The 16645-nt window shown below is 67.3% G+C and carries 14 protein-coding genes; 7 read left to right on the forward strand and 7 right to left on the reverse strand.

Annotated features, from left to right (window positions below; genetic code table 11):
- Window positions 1-11 precede the first annotated feature (11 nt).
- Both fabG and A7G45_RS08440 read right to left on the reverse strand, forming a co-directional pair.
- Window positions 12-788: a 3-oxoacyl-ACP reductase FabG gene (gene fabG, locus A7G45_RS08435; RefSeq protein ID WP_260935736.1), complete on the reverse strand. Its 777-nt coding sequence runs from the start codon at window positions 786-788 to the stop codon at window positions 12-14.
- 14 nt (window positions 789-802) lie between these two features.
- Window positions 803-1819: a phosphotransferase enzyme family protein gene (locus A7G45_RS08440; RefSeq protein WP_260935737.1), complete on the reverse strand. Its 1017-nt coding sequence runs from the start codon at window positions 1817-1819 to the stop codon at window positions 803-805.
- 279 nt (window positions 1820-2098) lie between these two features.
- Between A7G45_RS08440 and A7G45_RS08445 the strand changes: the two genes are divergently transcribed.
- From A7G45_RS08445 to A7G45_RS08460, 4 genes are read left to right on the forward strand one after another with little or no spacing between them, the layout of a single operon-like run.
- Complete coding sequence (locus A7G45_RS08445) at window positions 2099-3676, forward strand: APC family permease (RefSeq protein WP_071286515.1); 1578 nt, start codon at window positions 2099-2101, stop codon at window positions 3674-3676.
- Window positions 3677-3726: 50 nt separating this feature from the next.
- Entirely contained in the window at window positions 3727-5052 is a 1326-nt protein-coding gene (locus A7G45_RS08450; protein ID WP_260935739.1) for an aspartate aminotransferase family protein, read from the forward strand.
- Complete coding sequence (locus tag A7G45_RS08455) at window positions 5049-6935, forward strand: acetate--CoA ligase (protein ID WP_260935741.1); 1887 nt, start codon at window positions 5049-5051, stop codon at window positions 6933-6935. Before A7G45_RS08450 ends, A7G45_RS08455 begins: the two co-directional genes overlap by 4 nt.
- A 27-nt stretch (window positions 6936-6962) precedes the next feature.
- Entirely contained in the window at window positions 6963-7703 is a 741-nt protein-coding gene (locus A7G45_RS08460; protein WP_260935743.1) for a GAP family protein, read from the forward strand.
- Here the strand turns inward: A7G45_RS08460 and A7G45_RS08465 are convergent.
- From A7G45_RS08465 to A7G45_RS08480, 4 genes are all read right to left on the reverse strand, one after another.
- Window positions 7700-8407: a type 1 glutamine amidotransferase gene (locus tag A7G45_RS08465; protein WP_260935746.1), complete on the reverse strand. Its 708-nt coding sequence runs from the start codon at window positions 8405-8407 to the stop codon at window positions 7700-7702. The genes A7G45_RS08460 and A7G45_RS08465 overlap by 4 nt on opposite strands.
- Window positions 8404-9630 (reverse strand): Mur ligase family protein, encoded by a 1227-nt coding sequence (locus A7G45_RS08470; protein WP_260935749.1) that lies wholly within the window; start codon window positions 9628-9630, stop codon window positions 8404-8406. The genes A7G45_RS08465 and A7G45_RS08470 overlap by 4 nt, the downstream gene beginning before the upstream one ends.
- Window positions 9631-9686: 56 nt before the next feature.
- Window positions 9687-10760 carry an SDR family oxidoreductase gene (locus A7G45_RS08475; RefSeq protein WP_260935753.1) on the reverse strand — a complete coding sequence of 358 codons (1074 nt, stop codon included), beginning with the start codon at window positions 10758-10760 and terminating at the stop codon, window positions 9687-9689.
- A gap of 126 nt (window positions 10761-10886) precedes the next feature.
- Entirely contained in the window at window positions 10887-11789 is a 903-nt protein-coding gene (locus tag A7G45_RS08480; RefSeq protein WP_260935755.1) for an alpha/beta hydrolase, read from the reverse strand.
- A 103-nt stretch (window positions 11790-11892) separates the two neighbouring features.
- Here A7G45_RS08480 and A7G45_RS08485 point away from each other — a divergent pair, with 103 nt between their 5' ends.
- The 3 genes from A7G45_RS08485 to A7G45_RS08495 all read left to right on the forward strand — a co-directional run bounded on the left by A7G45_RS08485 (window position 11893) and on the right by A7G45_RS08495 (window position 15076).
- Window positions 11893-12498: a TetR/AcrR family transcriptional regulator gene (locus A7G45_RS08485; protein WP_260938063.1), complete on the forward strand. Its 606-nt coding sequence runs from the start codon at window positions 11893-11895 to the stop codon at window positions 12496-12498.
- Between the two features lie 63 nt (window positions 12499-12561).
- On the forward strand, window positions 12562-13560 hold the full coding sequence (locus A7G45_RS08490) for a DEDDh family exonuclease (RefSeq protein WP_043399567.1): 999 nt from the start codon (window positions 12562-12564) through the stop codon (window positions 13558-13560).
- A gap of 109 nt (window positions 13561-13669) precedes the next feature.
- Window positions 13670-15076, forward strand: a complete 1407-nt coding sequence (locus tag A7G45_RS08495) for an HNH endonuclease signature motif containing protein (protein ID WP_260935760.1) — start codon at window positions 13670-13672, stop codon at window positions 15074-15076.
- A 65-nt stretch (window positions 15077-15141) separates the two neighbouring features.
- Here the strand turns inward: A7G45_RS08495 and A7G45_RS08500 are convergent, their stop codons facing one another.
- Window positions 15142-16587 carry a carotenoid oxygenase family protein gene (locus A7G45_RS08500; RefSeq protein ID WP_260935763.1) on the reverse strand — a complete coding sequence of 482 codons (1446 nt, stop codon included), beginning with the start codon at window positions 16585-16587 and terminating at the stop codon, window positions 15142-15144.
- Window positions 16588-16645: the final 58 nt, after the last annotated feature.

A 16645-nucleotide genomic window follows, 5' to 3' on the forward strand; every position in this document is an offset into this window, starting at 1 on the left:
CCGACCGACTGTCAGCCTGCGAGGGCGTCCAGGGATTCGGGCAGGATTTGCCCGCCGTCGACGACGATGGACTGCCCGGTGATGTAGCGGGCCTCGTCGGTGGCGAGGAACCCGGCGAGGTGGCCGATGTCTTCGGGGGTACCGAGCGTGCCGGCCGGGATGGACCGGGCCATGCCGGCGAGGTAGTCCTCGCCCATCTCCTGCAGTCCCTCGGTGAGGATGTTGCCGGGCAGGACGGCGTTGACGGTGATGCGCTTGGCGGCGAGTTCGATTGCGGCGGTGCGCATGAAGCCCAGTTGCGCGGCCTTGGAGGCGCCGTAGTGCGACCAGCCGGGGAACCCGGTGACCGGGCCGGTGATCGACGAGGTGATGACGACGCGTCCGGCGCCGCTCTGGGTCAGTGCCTCGAGGCAGGCCTGCACGCTGTAGACGGTGCCCTTGACGTTGACGTCGAGCACGGTGGCCAGGTCCTCGGGTGTCATGGTGGCCAGCGGCGCTTCAGGGAAGATGCCGGCGTTGGCGCACAGCACGTCGATGCCGCCGAAAGCGTCGACGGCGGCCGCGGCCATGGCCTGGCAGGACCGGGGATCGGCGACGTCGACGGAGACGCCGATGACCTTGCCGGACCCGAGGCCATCGAGGCCGGCGACAGCGGTGTCGAGGTCGTGCAGCGACCGGGCGGCGACCGCGACGTTGGCCCCGGCGGTGGCGAACACGGCGGCGATGCCGTAGCCGATGCCCTTGGTGCCGCCGGTGACGATGACGTTCTTGTTGGTGAGATCGAACACGGGTTGTCCTGTCGTCAGTGGATGAGAGTCGGTGCAGCGGCGGGAACGTCGACCCGGAACCAGGATGGGTCGGTGAGGTAGGCCTGCGCCAATTGCGCTGTGCCGGAGGCATAGTGGCCGCCGAGGGTCTGTGCCGGCCCGGATTCGGGATGGGAGCCGATCCAGGCCGTGAGCATCAGGCGGCGGAGCATGACGAAGGTGGGGATCTCGACGAGGTCGGCGGCGGGAATGTCGCGGACGCTGCGGTACCCCGACAACCACTCGTCGACGATGCGCGCGGCGCCGGGGGAGTCCTCGACGAACGACACCACGGCACCGAGGTCGGCGAGGTACCACGACCAGCCGCAGTCGTCGAAGTCGATGACGGTGATCTTGCCGCCGTGCACCATCAGGTTCGACATCCGCAGGTCGGCGTGGACCAGCCCGAAGCGTTCGGGCCCCATGCCGTACTCGGTGAGCCGATCGATGACCTTGCGTTCGGCTGCTTCGATCACGGCGGCGTCCTCGGCCGTCAGGGCCGGGGCGTCACGCCAGTTGCCCCACCGGCCGGCGGCGCCGAGCATGGTGTCGAGGTCCCAGCGGAACCGCGTGAAGGTCTCCGGTCGCTGCCAGCGCTGGACGTGCTCGTGCAGTGTCGCGGTGATGGCGCCCAGCTCGCTGAAGCTGATGTCGGAGGCGTCGTCCTCTGCGATGGTGCCCTCCACGAACGTGAACAGATCGACCAAACAGCTCTCGTCGCCGATCCGCGCCTCCACCACGCGGCGGCCGTCGGGAGCCGCGATCACCTGCGGCGTCGTGATGGACGAGTCGGTGCGCAGGCTCTCCATCCAGTCGAGTTCGGATTCGATGGCGGGCAGCGAGTGGTAGCCGGGTCGGTGCACGCGCAGGACCTGTCGCTCGTTCCCTGATTCCACGAGGAAGGTGCCGTTCTCCGAGTAGCTGAGCAGCGTGACGGTCGCCGCGTCGAGCCCGTAGTGCGGGAGCGCGGCACGCGCGAAGCGTTCGTAGTCGGCGGCGGCCATGTCGCTCATTGTGGCTCTCCTGAACTGGCGGTGTGGGCACGGTCACGTTTTGGTCTGGTCAGTTGTACCGCACTTCGAGCCGAAAGTGAACCAAATCCAAAAATTGGTAACGACGGATTTACGCGCCGGAAACGCGGCAAGATTGGGGTATTGACCACGCTAAACCGGTCTGGTACCAATAGCGCTGTGCCGATGGCCTGGGGGTCCATTGGTCCACTGGATAGCTGAACTGCCGCTCGATAGAGCAGACCAAAGAAACCAAAACCAGATCCGGATCGGTTGGCACCCATGAGTGAGATCGACGATTACCCACGAACTGCCCCAGTCACGGCGGCGCCGGATGGCGCCCCCGGAGTGCAGCGACTCAAACGAAACGCCGTCGGCTTGGTCGGCGTGCTGTTCATGGCGGTGGCCACTGCCGCCCCCATCACCGCGATGGTCGGCAACGTGCCCATCGCCATCGGATTCGGCAACGGCGCGGCGGCCCCCGCGGGGTACCTGATCGCGACGATCGTGCTGGGGCTGTTCTCCGTCGGCTACGCGGCGATGTCAAAGCACATCACCGCGACCGGCGCCTTCTACGGCTACATCTCCCACGGCCTCGGCCGGGTGGTCGGCCTGTCGGCCGGTTTCCTGACCATGCTGGCCTACGTCGTGTTCGAACCGGCTCTCGTCGGCATCTTCGCGTTCTTCTCCCGGGACCTGTTCACCTCGCTGTTCGGCGTCAAGCTGCCGTGGCTGATGTTCGCGGTGGCGATGATCGTCGCCAATGCCGTCCTGACCTACTTCGACGTCAACCTGGCCGCGAAAGTGCTTGGTGGACTGCTGGTTACCGAGATCGTCATGCTGACCCTGATGGCCGGGTCCGTCGTCGTCAGCGGTGGTGGCCCTGAAGGTTGGTCGCTCGGATCGCTCAACCCGATCAACGGGCTGAAGGGCCTGAACGCCGTCGTGCCGAATGTCAACGGCGTGGGCACCATGGCCGTGGTGGGATCGGCGGGCGTCGGACTGTTCTTCGCGTTCTGGTCCTGGGTCGGTTTCGAATCCAGCGCCATGTACGGCGAGGAATCCAAGAACCCCAAGAAGATCATCCCCATCGCGATCATGTCGTCGGTGCTGGGCATCGGTGCCTTCTACGTCGTGGTGTCGTGGCTGGCGATCGTCGGCACCGGACCCGCCAAAGCCATTGCGCTGGCGCAGGATACGAACACGGCCGGCGAGATCTTCTTCGGTCCGGTGCGCGACCACCTCGGCGGGTGGGCGGTGACCATGTTCCAGATCCTGCTGGCCACCGGCTCCTACGCGTGCGGCATGGCCTTCCACAACTGCGCGGCGCGTTACATCTACGCGATCGGCCGCGAAGACATCATCCCCGGGACCGCGAAAACCGTTGGGCGCACCCACCACATCCACGGCTCGCCGCACGTCGCCAGCTTCGTGCAGAGTGGCCTGGCGCTGCTCATCGTCGTGTGGTTCGCCGTCTCGGGCCGCGACCCCTACAGCGGGCTGTACGGCCTCGGCGCTCTCCTGGGCACCGCTGCCATCCTGATCGTGCAGGCGCTGGCGGCGTTCTCGGTGGTCTCGTACTTCCATGTGCGCAAACAACATCCGGAGACGGCGCACTGGTTCCGCACCTTGGTGGCGCCCGGACTGGGCGGTGTCGGGATGCTCTATGTGATCTACCTGCTGATCAAGAACGCGTCCTTCGCCGCCGGTACCGCCTCAGAAGACATCGTCTTCACCTCGATCCCGTACGTGGTCGGCACCACCGCCACCGTCGGAATCGTCATCGCCCTCGTACTGCGGGCCCGATCCCCGCAGCGCTACGACCGGCTGGGCCGCGTCGTACTCGACGACGAGCGCTGACGGCACACCCGCACCCAGCGCCGACCGCCACTATCGCAAGGACAACGAACATGGCTTTCTCCACAATCATGGACTCCAACAGCTACACCGGCGGGGAAGCGCTGGACCCCACCACCGATGCCATGGTGGAGAAGCGGCGTTCGACGCTGGGTCCGTCGTACCGGCTCTTCTACAGCCGGCCCGTCCACCTGGTCAAGGGCTCCGGCGCCCACCTGTTCGACGCCGAGGGCAACAAGTACCTCGACGCCTACAACAACGTGGCCAGCGTGGGGCACTGCAACCCGCGGGTGATCGAGGCGGTGACCCGCCAGATGTCGGAACTGAACACCCACACCCGCTACCTGCACGGCGGCATCCTCGACTACTCCGAGCAGTTGCTCGCCACGTTCCCCGCGGAAATCTCCTCGATCATGTTCACCTGCACCGGATCTGAGGCCAACGACCTGGCCGTCCGGGTGGCCGAGCAGTACACCGGCGGGACCGGGATCATCGTCACCGAGGAGGCGTACCACGGCAACAGCGCGCTGATCTCGGCGATGTCGCCCTCGCTGGGCGTCGGGCTGCCGCTGGGCACCAATGTCCGCACCGTGCCGGCCCCGGACTCCTACCGGATCGATCCGGCGGAACTGGGCCGCTGGTTCGCCGACCAGGTCAGCGCCGCGATCGCCGACCTCGAACGGCACGGCCACAAGTTCAGTGCGCTGCTGCTGGATTCGATCTTCTCCTCCGACGGCATCTACGTGGACCCGACGGTGCTGGGGCCCGCGGTCGAGGTGGTCCACCGCGCCGGTGGCGTGTTCATCGCCGACGAAGTTCAGCCCGGTTTCTCCCGGACCGGCGAAGCGATGTGGGGTTTCCAGCGGCACGGCGTCGTGCCCGACCTGGTGACCATGGGCAAGCCCATGGGCAACGGCATTCCCGTCGCCGCGATGGCCGCCCGCCCGGAGATTCTCGATGCCTTCGCGCGGGAGACCCCGTATTTCAACACCTTTGGCGGAAATCCGGTGTCGATGGCCGCGGCGCAGGCCGTCCTCGACGTCATCCAGGGTGACGGGCTCGCCGCGCACGCCGTCGAGGTCGGTGATCAACTGCGCGCCGAACTGCGCGCGCTGGCCAAGGACCACCCGTTCGTGGGTGACGTGCGCGGCACCGGGCTGTACACCGGTGTCGAGATCGTCACCGACCCCGGCAGCAAGGAACACGACCGGGCCCAAGCGCAGCGCATCGTCGACTTGATGCGGGAAAACCGGGTTCTGATCTCTGTGTGCGGCGGACATGGCAACATCCTCAAAGTGCGCCCACCTCTTGTGTTCTCGATGTCGGACCTGGACTGGTTCATGACGGTGTTTTCCGCCGTGGCCAAGGAGGTCTCGTGAGCGCCTATCGCGAGGCGTTCGAGGCCGCTGCGCAGCGGCCCGACAACTTCTGGCTGACGGCCGCCGAGGCCATCGACTGGACCGTCCCGCCGACCCGCGCGCTCGACGATTCCGCGGCGCCGCACTACCGCTGGTTCCCCGACGGACAGCTCAACACCTGTTACAACGCCCTCGACCGGCACGTCGAGGCCGGCAACGGGGACCGCACCGCGCTGATCTACGACTCGGCGATGGTGGGCGTGCAACAGTCCTTCACGTACGCCGAGCTGCTCGACCGCGTGGCGCGCTTCGCCGGAGCACTTGCCGCACAAGGCGTCACCAAGGGCGACCGCGTCGTGGTGTACATGCCGATGATTCCCGAGGCGGTCGTCGCGATGCTGGCCTGCGCCCGCATCGGCGCCGTCCACTCGGTGGTTTTCGGCGGGTTCGCGGCCAACGAGCTCGCGGCCCGCATCGACGACGCGCAGCCGGTGGCCCTGCTGACGGCCTCGGGTGGGCTGGAGCCAGGGCGGACGGTCGAGTACCTGCCCGCTGTCGCCAAGGCGCTGACGTTGTCGTCTTCGGTGCCCGCGACGGTGATCGTGAAGAACCGCGGCGAGATCGCCGGTGCGGCCTCCGACTACCCGGGTTACCTGGACTGGGACGAGCTGGTGGCGGACGCTGCGCCGGTCGCTCCCGTGCCCGTCGCTGCCACCGACCCGCTCTACATCCTCTACACCTCCGGGACCACCGGGAAGCCCAAGGGCGTCGTGCGCGACAACGGTGGGCACGCCGTCGCGCTGGCCTGGTCGATGAAGAACGTCTACGACATCAGCGCCGGCCAGGTGATGTGGACCGCCTCGGACATCGGGTGGGTCGTCGGCAGCTCGTACATCGTCTACGGACCCCTGATCGCCGGTGCGACCACGGTGCTCTACGAAGGCAAGCCTGTCGGCACCCCCGACGCCGGCGCCTTCTGGCGGGTCGTCGAACAGCACGGGGTGCAAGCGCTGTTCACCGCACCGACCGCACTGCGCGCCATTCGCAAGGCCGATCCGAACGCGTCGATGCTTGCGGGGCATGACATTTCGACTTTGCACACGCTGTTCGTCGCCGGCGAACGCCTGGACCCCGACACCTACGAGTGGGCGTCGGACGTCCTGCACTGCCCCGTCGTCGACCACTGGTGGCAGACCGAAACCGGCTGGGCCATCTGCGCCAATTTGCGCGGGCTCGAGCCGATGCCCATCAAGGCCGGATCGCCGACCGTGCCGGTGCCCGGTTACCAGGTCGGCATCGTCGACGCCTCCGGTAACCCCGTCGCATCCGGCGTCGAAGGCAACATTGTCATCAAGCTGCCGCTGCCGCCCGGCACCCTCGCCGGGTTGTGGCAGAACCCCAAGGGATTCGTGCAGTCCTACCTGACGGCGTTCCCCGGCTACTACCTGACGGGCGACTTCGGCTACGTCGACGACGACGGATACCTCACCGTACTGGGCCGCACCGACGACGTGATCAACGTTGCGGGACACCGGCTTTCGACCGGAAGTATCGAGGCGGTCATCGCCGGGCACCGGGCAGTGGCCGAGTGCGCCGTCATCGGTATCCACGACGACCTCAAGGGGCAACGGCCGAGTGGCTACGTCGTGCTGAAAGCCGGCGCGGACATCGACGGCGGGGTGCTGCAACAGGAACTCGCGGCGATGGTGCGCGACCAGATCGGGGCGGTCGCCACCTTCCGCGACGTCACCGTCGTCGGCGCCCTGCCCAAGACCCGGTCGGGGAAGATCCTGCGAAAGACCATGCGGCAGATCGCTGAAGGCGTCGACTACGTCGTCCCGTCCACCATCGAGGACAGTTCGGTGATCGACGCGCTGATCCCGGTGCTGCGGCCGACGTCGTAACCCGCGGCGCCGGGTAAGTTGGCGGCAATGTGGGGTTCTGTGGCGGTGCTGGCGCTGCCGATTGCGTTCGACCCGGTGCGCCTCGGCGTCAACCTGTTGCTGATCTCCCGGCCGCGCCCGGCGCAGAACCTGCTGGTGTACTGGGTCGGCTGTGTGGCCGCGAGCGTCATGCTGCTGTTGCTTCCGCTGCTGGCGCTGCACGTCACCGATGTCGCGTGGGTGCACGATCTGGCCAACCCGCGGACCACCGCCAGCGCCACGATGCGGTACATCCAGGTGACTGCGGGCGTGCTGCTCCTGGCCATCGCGGCGCTGATGGCGGTGCGGATGGTGACGCGCAAGCGCGCTCCGGACACGGACGTCTCACCCATCTCGAAGTTGTTGCAGCGGGACCCGGACGCGCCTGCGCGGGGCGGATTGTTGGGACGTGCCCAAAGAGCCTGGGAGAGCGGGGCATTGTGGGTCGCGGCGGTGATCGGCTTCTGGGCCGGCCCGAACCCGTCGCTGGTGCTGTTCGCCCTCACGACCATCCTGGCGTCGGGCGCCGCGATCGGCACCCAGCTCGGCGTCGCGGTGGTGTTCATCGTGGTGAGCCTCGCGGTCGTCGAGGTGGTGCTGCTCTGCAACGTCGTCACCCCCGCGAAAACCCAAGCGATGCTGCGGAAAGTGCACGATTGGGCACGTGGCTATCAGCAGCAGATCGTGGTGGCGATCATGACGCTCGTCGGCTTGGCGTTCGTCGCCAAGGGCGCCGGGTTGTTGAACTAGGCCCGACGGGGCGCGGCGAGGCGCTCGGTGCGGAGCAGGTCGACCTCGGGCAGTTCCAGGGGCGGCAGGTCGCCGACCACCTGGGCCAGCAGGTAGTCGGCCAGCTCCGGATTACGGGCCAGGCACGGGCCGTGCAGATAGGTGGCGACCACGCTGCCCTGCACGACGCCGTCGTAGCCTGAGCCCGCGCGGTTGCCGGCGCCCTTCTCCACTCGCGCCAGGGGTGCGGCCAGCGGTCCGAGATCGGTTCCACCGCGGTGGTTTTCGAAGCCGGTGAGCTTGGTGGACAACCCGTCGATCACCGGGACCGAGGTCACCTCGCCGATGGTGCGCTCGGGCTGTGGTGACGTGGTCACATCGAGCAGTCCGACGCCGTCGACGCGCTCGCCCGACGCCGTCTCATACCAGTGCCCGAGCACCTGGATCGCCGCGCAGATCGCCAGCACCGGAGCGCCGCGTTCGGCCGCGCGTTGCAGACCCGGGTACTGCAGCAGATGCCGGGTTGCCAGGCGCTGCGCGTAGTCCTCGGCACCGCCGAGCGTGTACAGATCCATCGAGTCCGGCACCGGGTCGTTCAGGGTGATCTCGACGATCTCGGCGTCAATTCCCCTGAGCCGCAAGCGCTGTCGCAGCACGACGGCGTTGCCGCCGTCGCCGTAGGTGCCCATCACGTCGGGGAGGACGAGGCCGATCTGCACCGTCATGCGAGCTCCCGGTTGAGTTGCAGGAACGCCGTGTAGTTGGCGATCACCTCGACGTGCCCGGGCGGGCACGACTTGATGGCAGCAAGCGTGTCGTGCACCAGCGTGTGGTCGACGCCCGCGTAGCCCAGGCGCACCGCGAGGTCGGTACCGCGCTCGCCGGCCGACACGATGGGCGCCGGGAAGTCCACGAAGTGCTCGAAGTTCACGTCCCACAGCCAGGACAGGTCTTCGCCGTCGGGTACCTGGCCGTTCACCGAAATGACCGCTCCCGCAACATCACTGGAGACCATCGACAGCGCCTCCTGCCAGCCGGCGGGGTTCTTGGCCAGCAGCATGCGCACGGTGTGTTCGCCGACCTGCAGGGTCCGGTAGCGTCCGGCGACCTCGTCGACCGTCGACACCGCGGCCACCGCGGCCGCAGGCGACGCACCCAGCGCCACCGCGGCGGCGACGGCCTGCGTCGCGTTGCCACGGTTCACCGTGCCCGGCAGGGCCAGCGTCATCGGCGCGGTAAAGCCTTCCGGCCCATAGATATTCGTCTCGTCGTACCACCACTGCGGAGTCGGCCGGGAAAAGTCGGTACCGGTCGAATGCCACTGCCCGTTCTCGCGGACGATCACCTCACCGCTGCGCGGACAGCTCACCGAGTCGCCGGACCAGCCGCCGCCGGCGGCGACCCACACCACGTTGGGACAGTCGTAGGCCGCCGACGTCACCAGCACGTCGTCGCAGTTGGCGACCACCACGGCCGAAGGGTGACGGGCCAGCCCGGCCCGCAGCGTCCGCTCGATGTGGTTGATCTCGCCGACGCGGTCCAGTTGGTCGCGGGACAGGTTGAGCAACACGATCACCGACGGGTCCACCGCGTCCGACACGTGCGGCACGTGCATCTCGTCGACCTCGAGCGCGGCGAGCGTCGCCTTGCGCGACCCGGCCAGCGCGGCGATCAGTCCGGCGTCCATGTTGGCGCCCTCGCTGTTGGAGGCCACCGGCCCGATGGTCGCCAGCGCGGCGGCAGTCATGCGCGTCGTCGTGGACTTGCCGTTGGTGCCGGTGACGACGACCGAGCGCCGCCCGGAACCCAGCTGTCCCAGGATCGACGGGTCCAGCTTCATGGCGACGAGCCCGCCGATCATGGCGCCGGCACCGCGGCCCGTCACGCGCGACGCCCAGCGGGCGGCGGCACCCGCGCCCAGCGCGATGCGTCCTCGTGCGGTGATCATCCCGGGAATTCTAGGAGGACCGCCCCGGATGTGACGACACGTGTGAGGCTGACCACCTACAGGAGCTTGGGCCGGCGCGGCACCAGTCCGTCGTCGAGCATCTGCTGGAAATGGTCGGTGATGGTGTCGGCGACCGGCCGATACGTCAGTCCCAGCTCGCCCTGGCTGCGGCTGGCGTCGAAGGCAATGGGGTAGCCCACGTTGGTGTCGACGAACTCCCTGGTCAGCCCGATCGCCGGAGCCACCACCTTGACCGCCACCTTGGGGACATTCATCCACGGGAACGGATAGAGCGAGCCGAACTTGCCGCGCAGGATCTTGCCGATCTCCAGCAGGCTCAGCGAGTCGGCGTTGACGAGGTAGCGGTCGTGCGCTCCGGGGGTGAAGCCGGCGCGCACGTGCGCATCGGCGACATCGCGCACGTCCACGACTCCCATGGTCAACGCCGGTGCCCCGGTCAGCATGGTGCCGTCGGTGAACTGCTTCATGGTGGCCAGGCTGGCCGAGTCGCTGGCACTGGTCAGGGCAGGTCCGAGTACCAGGCCCGGATGGATGGTGACCATGTCCCAGCGGTCCTGTGCCTGCTGGTACCGCCAGGCCTCCTGCTCGGCCACGGTCTTGGAGTACGAATAAGGCTGGTGGTCAACGCTGCTGGTGGTGTTCCACCGTTCTTCCGTGAACACTCCGCCGGTGACGTCCCGTGATTCGCGGGCGTCACCGTAGATCGCGACCACACTGCTGGTCAGCACCACGCGCTTGACGCTTTCAGTGCGGTTGACCGAGTCCAGCACGTTGCGGGTGCCCTCCAACGCTGGGCGGACCAGTGCTTCCTCCGGATCGGTGACGCCCTGGAGCAGGAACGGCGACGCGGTGTGCATGACCAGCTCGCACCCGGCCATGGCCTCGTCGAAGCTGCCGGTGTCGAGCAGGTCCGCCTTGAAGAGTTTGAGCCGACCCGGGTGGCCTTCCGACAGCGCGTGCAGATGGTCCAGGCCCGTGGCCTTCTGCGGGTTGCGCACGGTGCCGTGGACGGTGCGGCCGGCCTCCAGTAGGCGACGGACGATCCAGCTGCCGATGTACCCGCTGGCTCCCGTGACGAGGACGGGGGCGTCGGGGTCGATCGTGGTCATTGGTTCAAATCCTTTCCAGCCAGCATGCCCGTGACGATAGCCTCGACCACCTCATCGAGGGGATCATCTTCCACAATCAACATCTGTTGCCGCTCCAGAGCACGTAGCCGACGAGGTGACAGCGCGTCATGAAGCGGCTGTCGCCGGGACGTGGCGGGACAGGAAGGCGAGCTGGTCGGTGACGTTGCGTTCGAAGGCGTCGCCGACGTAGATGTCGAAGTGGCCGGTGTCGTAGAGCTTGATCTCGCTCCGAGGTGCCTGCGCGGCGTACTTCTGCGTCGGATTCGGCGGAGCGACGGCGTCCTGCTCGCAGATGGCGAAGAAGATGGGACAGGTGACGTCGCGGGCCTGACGGCCGGGGAAGTGGCGCACGATCTGCAGGGCGAACCGGGCTGCGACGTCATGCTCGAATTGGGCTCCCGGCGGCAGGAGGTTCTGGATACCGGCCACCGAGTCCGGTGAGGTCATCAGCGCCGTCGACCCGGGCGGACCGTAGGTGGGAACCATCACCGGCTCGCGACCCAAGAGTGCGCCGATCGCGTCCCGCAGCGCACGCGCGGTGACTTTGGCCGACGTCAGTGGCGGGATGGCAAATGACGACGCGAAGCCGTCGGTGAACGGGCACTGCGAGATCGCCGCCGCGATCCGCTTGTCCTGCGCGGCGGTGACGATCACGTGCCCGCCGCCGAACGACGTGCCCCAGACGACCACGCGGTCGGGGTCGACGCCGTCGAGGGTGCGGGCGTGGGCGACCGCCGACTTCCAGTCGGCGAGCTGGGTCTTGATGTCGAGCAGCTGCCGGGGCTGGCCGCCGCTGGCACCGAAATGCCGGTAGTCGAACACCAGGCATGCATAGCCGGCGGCGGTGAACCGTTCGGCGAACGCGTCCAGGCGCTGTTCCTTGACACCGCCGAGGCCGTGGGCCATCACGATGATCGGCCGCTTCCCGGTGGCGGGGGTTGTGGGTGTGTACAGCCAGGCGGCGCAGGTGCTGTCGCCGGAAGCGAAGGTCAGGTCGGTTCGGGTCATGCACACAGATTATGGATGTCCATCCAAAGTTGTAAGTACATACAACTGTGGCACCGGTTACACTATCGACATGGCGATGGAGAGCCAGGCTGACCTGGAAGCGATGACGAGGACCCAGCGCAGGGCCGCGGCCAATCGCCGCGCTGTCGTCGACGCCGCGCGCGAGATCGTCGCCACCGAGGGCGTGCACGGGCTGAGTCTCGAGGCGGTTGCCGAGCGTGCCGACGTCGCCGTACAGACCATCTACAACCGGGTCGGCGGGCGATCAGCGCTGCTCACCGCGGTGGCCGAGCAGGCGATGGAAGAGAGCCGGGTGTACATGGACGCGGCCTATGCCGCCGACGGCACCGTTGAAGAGCGAATCATGCTGGCGGCCAGCGCCTATGCGCGCTTTGCCCGCGAGCGTCCCCACGAGTTCCAGATTCTGGTCGAGCCGCCCGACGAGCCGGACGCGGTGAACCGCATCGCCGAGCTGACCCGGACGCAGAACGCCAAACTCGCGGCAGTGCTGCGGGAGGGCGTCGAATCGGGGCTCGGCCGCGCAGACTTGGACCCCGACGACCTGGCCACCGTGTTCTGGGCGACCCTCAACGGTCTGCTGGCTCTGGCGTGGCGTCCGGGCGCGCTGCGGTTCGGTCCTGAAGAAGTCGACCGACTGCTGGCTGCCTACCTCGCCACCGTCGCCGACGGTGTGCGCCCCCGCGCCTGATTCGGGCGGCGACACGCTGCGGTGCCCACCGAATCTGTCAGGGGGCCGTGCCATCCTTGCCACGTGGACGAAACCAACCTCGGCTGGGGCCGACCGGCCACCGAGCCGGGCGCGGGTTGGGCTGTCGTCGACGTCGAGACGTCGGGTTTCGATCCCGGGCATGCCCGGGTCATCAGCGTCGCGGCGCTGGCCCTCGGGGACGACGGGAACGTCGAGCATTCGTTCAGCAGCCTGCTCAATCCGGGCGTCGATCCCGGTCCCACGCACGTGCACGGGCTGACCCCCGAGATGCTGGCCGGCCAGCCGACCTTCGGTGAGGTCGTCGGCGATCTGGCCGCCGTGCTGTCCGGCCGCACTCTGGTCGCCCACAATGCCGGCTTCGACTACGCCTTCCTGGCTGCCGAATGCGAGCGCGTCGGCGCCGTGCTGCCCGTCGACAACGTCATGTGCACCGTCGAGCTGACACGCCGCCTCAACCTGGGCACTGAGAACCTGCGTTTGGAGACCCTGGCGACGCACTACGGCGCGACGCAGATCCGCCCGCACGATGCCCTGGACGACGCCATGGTGCTGGCCCAAATCCTCAAACCGGCACTGGCCGCCGCGCGTGAGCACCGGCGTTGGCTGCCGATCCGCAACGTGGGCCGCAAGCGCTGGCCCAGCGGCGCCATCACCCACGACGAACTCCGGCCGCTGAAGGTCCTGGCGTCGCGGCTCCCGTGCGCCTACGCCAACCCCGGCCGGTTCGTGCCGGGACAGCCGCTGGTGCAGGGCATGCGGGTGGCGCTGTCGGGCGAGATGCTGCGCACTCACGAAGAAGTGATCGAGCGCATCGTGCACGCGGGACTGTCCTACTCCGACAGTGTCGATGCGCAGACCTCGCTGGTCATCTGCAACGAGCCGGCGCCTGCGCAGGGCAAGGGTTACCAGGCCAGGGAGCTCGGTGTGCCGCTCGTCTCCGACGCGGACTTCATGGCGCTGCTCGGCCATGTGGTCGGCGGCTCGGACGTCGAGGAATTCGTCGACCGGACACCGGCCGGCGACCAGTTCATGTTGTTCTAGCGGTCGCTTGCCAAAAAACTTTGGTCACTTTGTTTGCGCTGGTCACGATAGGTAACTAGCGCCACATTCCCGACGGTTTCTTGTCGGTGTCTCGAACTAGTGTTCGAGTATGGACATTGCCAGCACCGCCGCCGTGGAGGAGGTCTACACGGACCTCGACACGGCACAGGCGCGGGTTGCGGCGGTGGACTACATGGCGTTGTCGGTGCCGGAGTTGTTGGCGGTGCAATCCCACCGTGAGCAGATGCGGTGCGCCGCCCAAGCCGTTGATCATGCCGTGGTGGCCGCATTGCAGGCCCAAACCACCGCACAGGAGATCGGGGCGAGAAACTGGGCCGACGCGATGCGTGCCCGGGACCGGCTCAGCAGCGAGGAGGCTCGCCGCCGGGTCCGGCACGCTGAGTTGTTGGGCCCGCGGCGATCGTTGACCGGGGAGCTGTTGCCGCCGCTGCGTCCGCATGTCGCTGCCGCCGTGGCTGCGGGAGCGATCAATGCTGATCATGTCGATGTCATCGAATCGTTCTTCGCGAAACTGCCCACCTGGGCCGGCCTGGACACCCTCGATGAGTGCGAACTGGCGCTGGTGGCCGCCGCCCGCAACCTCACCCCGGAAGGGTTGCGGTCGGTGGTCAAACGCAAGCTCTACGAACTCAATCAGGACGGCCCCGAACCCGATGACCGCGACCCCGAACCCGACCGGGACCGTGCCCTGGTGCTATCGAAGCAGGCTGCCGATGGCAGCAGTGAGCTGCGGGGTCGGCTCACCCCGACAGCACGCGCGGTCTATGAAGCGTTGATGGTCAAGTACGCGGCCCCTGGCATGTGCAACCCTGCCGACGAACACCCCTGCACCTCGGGAACGCCCACCCAAGAGCAGATCGACAACGATCACCGCACGCTAGCTCAGCGCCAGCACGATGCCTGGGAAACGATGGGCCGACTGCTGTTGTCCACTGATCTGGGTGAGCACAATGGCTTCCCGGTCACCATCGTGGCGACCTGCACTCTCGAACAACTCGAGCAGCGCGCCGGGGTCGCGCAGACTCACACCGGCAGCTCCCTGCCGGTCAAGGACCTGCTGAACCTGGCCGCGCAGGCCGGGGCGTCCTGCTATCTCACGGTGTTCGACAACCATGCCGATGTTCCGCTGTACATGGGTCGGGCGCGGCGCACCGCGACCACCGGCCAACGTCTGGCCCTGTTCGCCCGCGACAAAGGCTGCAGCCGCCCGGACTGCACACGGCCCGCCGCCGACTGTCAAGCCCACCACGCGGTCGCCGACTGGCGCGACGGCGGCCAGACGAACATCACCGACCTCACGTTGGCCTGCGGACCCGACAACCGCCTGGCCACCGACGGCGGCTGGACCACAGAAATGCGAAACGGCCGCGCGCACTGGACTCCACCACCACTACTGGACGTCGGCCAACCCCGCACCAACACCATCTACCAACCCCAGCTCTACCCCACCGAGGGTGAAGATGGTGACGGCGAAAGTAACAGTCCGACAAACTGATTCAACATCGCAGCGACCGACCGGTTGCGGCGTGGCACGCGGGTGCCCGGGGCCCGAAGTGGACGTCAGCCTGCGATGCGCCGGCTGAACGTGCCGTGGAACCCGATCGGCAGATGGTGCTCCAGATGCGCGGTGGCCAGCGGGCCGTCCTCGATGGTGCGGGCATCGAAGATCGCCAGTTGCGAACGGTGGCTCGGCAGATCGTGATTGAGCACCAGCAGCCAGCCGTCATCCTCGGCGGCCGTGCGGGAGCGGGGTACGAACAACGGCTCGCCGGTCTGGGCCAGGCCGAAATCGAAGGTCGTCCGCGTTCCGGCGGCGTGGTCGAACTTGGTCACGGCGTTGTAGTGGCCGACGTCCTCCGTGGCCGCGGCGGCATACGTGAAATTGTGTTCGCACGTTGACCGACGCCAGTCGTACTGCGGGAATTCCATTGGTGCACTTTCGGATAACACGGTTTCGGTCACCCGCCCGGACTTGCTGATCCGGAATCGGGACAGCCGCCCCGATGGCCATTGATCGATGGTCAGGTGTGCGCGCGGGTTGGTCGGATCCGCCGGTTCCTGCCATGTCTTGCCCAGTTGCCCGAAGATGTCCGGGTCGTCGAACCGGACGAACTCGACCACGGTGTCCGTGCCGTCTTCAAAGGCATTGGTGACGTGAATATGTGCCATCGGTTCGTGCTCGATGACGCGAGGTTTGGAGCCATCACGCGGCACGATGGCGAACCGCGTCGACCCGTTGCGGGCTTGGTAACTCAGGGATTGCTCCAGCGACCGGGTCCGTAGAAACGTAGGGATGTTGGGTCGCAACGGATCCAGGACGAACACCAGGTTGTGTTCGGTGAGGGCGAAGTCGTGATTCCAGACGAAGTCCCACAATGGAAGTGAATTGATCTGGGTATTCCGGCCTTTCGCGTCCACGCGATAGCACCGCAGCCGTGGGGTGGGCAAGAGGTCGAAGCCGAAGTTGAACACCTCGCCCGTGCGTGGATCCCATTTGGGATGGGCGGAGAACGCGCCGAGATATCCGAAGCGATCACCCTCGAAACGCTTGTACCCCAGGGTTTCCAGGCTGTCGGGATCGATCTTGTACGGCGGGCCGCCCTCCCATAGTGCCAGCAGGTCACCGCAGATGTTGGCCATGTTGGTGTTGCCGGTGTTGGCCGGCGGTTGGAGATTGCCGCGCAAAGTCGGGGCGTTGGTCGTGATGCCGCGCTGGCTCATCTGGTTGCCGCTGCGGTACTGGCGCGTGCGGACGTAGCGGTTGGTGAAGCGGACGGTCTTACCGTCGAGCACGAACCGCGACACCATGCCGTCGCCGTCGAACATGGTCTTGAGGACGGTGTCGCCGACCTCGAACTTTCCGGGGCCGACGCGGAACAGGGTGCCCGTCAGGTCGGCCGGCAAGGTCCCGTCGACGCGTTTGACCTGGTAGTCCATTTCGTCATAGAGGGACTCGAACGGACGGCCGTGCAGTTGCTTGAGCGTGGGCTCTGCGGTGGTGGTCATGCAACCCCAATCTGAGGACGGATGTCCTCAGTTTCGTGTCGCGCCCCGACGATGTCAA

This window comes from Mycolicibacterium llatzerense, from assembly GCF_025331195.1.
GTDB lineage: Bacteria > Actinomycetota > Actinomycetes > Mycobacteriales > Mycobacteriaceae > Mycobacterium > Mycobacterium llatzerense.

What these genes read in the sequence shown, in the direction of transcription:
- A7G45_RS08460 (WP_260935743.1), top strand. Translation starts at nt 6,963, where the DNA reads ATGTGGGGTTCTGTGGCGGTGCTGGCGCTGCCGATTGCGTTCGACCCG.
- A7G45_RS08440 (WP_260935737.1), bottom strand. Translation starts at nt 1,819, where the DNA reads ATGAGCGACATGGCCGCCGCCGACTACGAACGCTTCGCGCGTGCCGCG.
- A7G45_RS08470 (WP_260935749.1), bottom strand. Translation starts at nt 9,630, where the DNA reads ATGATCACCGCACGAGGACGCATCGCGCTGGGCGCGGGTGCCGCCGCC.
- A7G45_RS08465 (WP_260935746.1), bottom strand. Translation starts at nt 8,407, where the DNA reads ATGACGGTGCAGATCGGCCTCGTCCTCCCCGACGTGATGGGCACCTAC.
- A7G45_RS08500 (WP_260935763.1), bottom strand. Translation starts at nt 16,587, where the DNA reads ATGACCACCACCGCAGAGCCCACGCTCAAGCAACTGCACGGCCGTCCG.
- A7G45_RS08485 (WP_260938063.1), top strand. Translation starts at nt 11,893, where the DNA reads ATGACGAGGACCCAGCGCAGGGCCGCGGCCAATCGCCGCGCTGTCGTC.
- A7G45_RS08495 (WP_260935760.1), top strand. Translation starts at nt 13,670, where the DNA reads ATGGACATTGCCAGCACCGCCGCCGTGGAGGAGGTCTACACGGACCTC.
- A7G45_RS08450 (WP_260935739.1), top strand. Translation starts at nt 3,727, where the DNA reads ATGGCTTTCTCCACAATCATGGACTCCAACAGCTACACCGGCGGGGAA.
- A7G45_RS08475 (WP_260935753.1), bottom strand. Translation starts at nt 10,760, where the DNA reads ATGACCACGATCGACCCCGACGCCCCCGTCCTCGTCACGGGAGCCAGC.
- A7G45_RS08445 (WP_071286515.1), top strand. Translation starts at nt 2,099, where the DNA reads ATGAGTGAGATCGACGATTACCCACGAACTGCCCCAGTCACGGCGGCG.
- A7G45_RS08480 (WP_260935755.1), bottom strand. Translation starts at nt 11,789, where the DNA reads ATGACCCGAACCGACCTGACCTTCGCTTCCGGCGACAGCACCTGCGCC.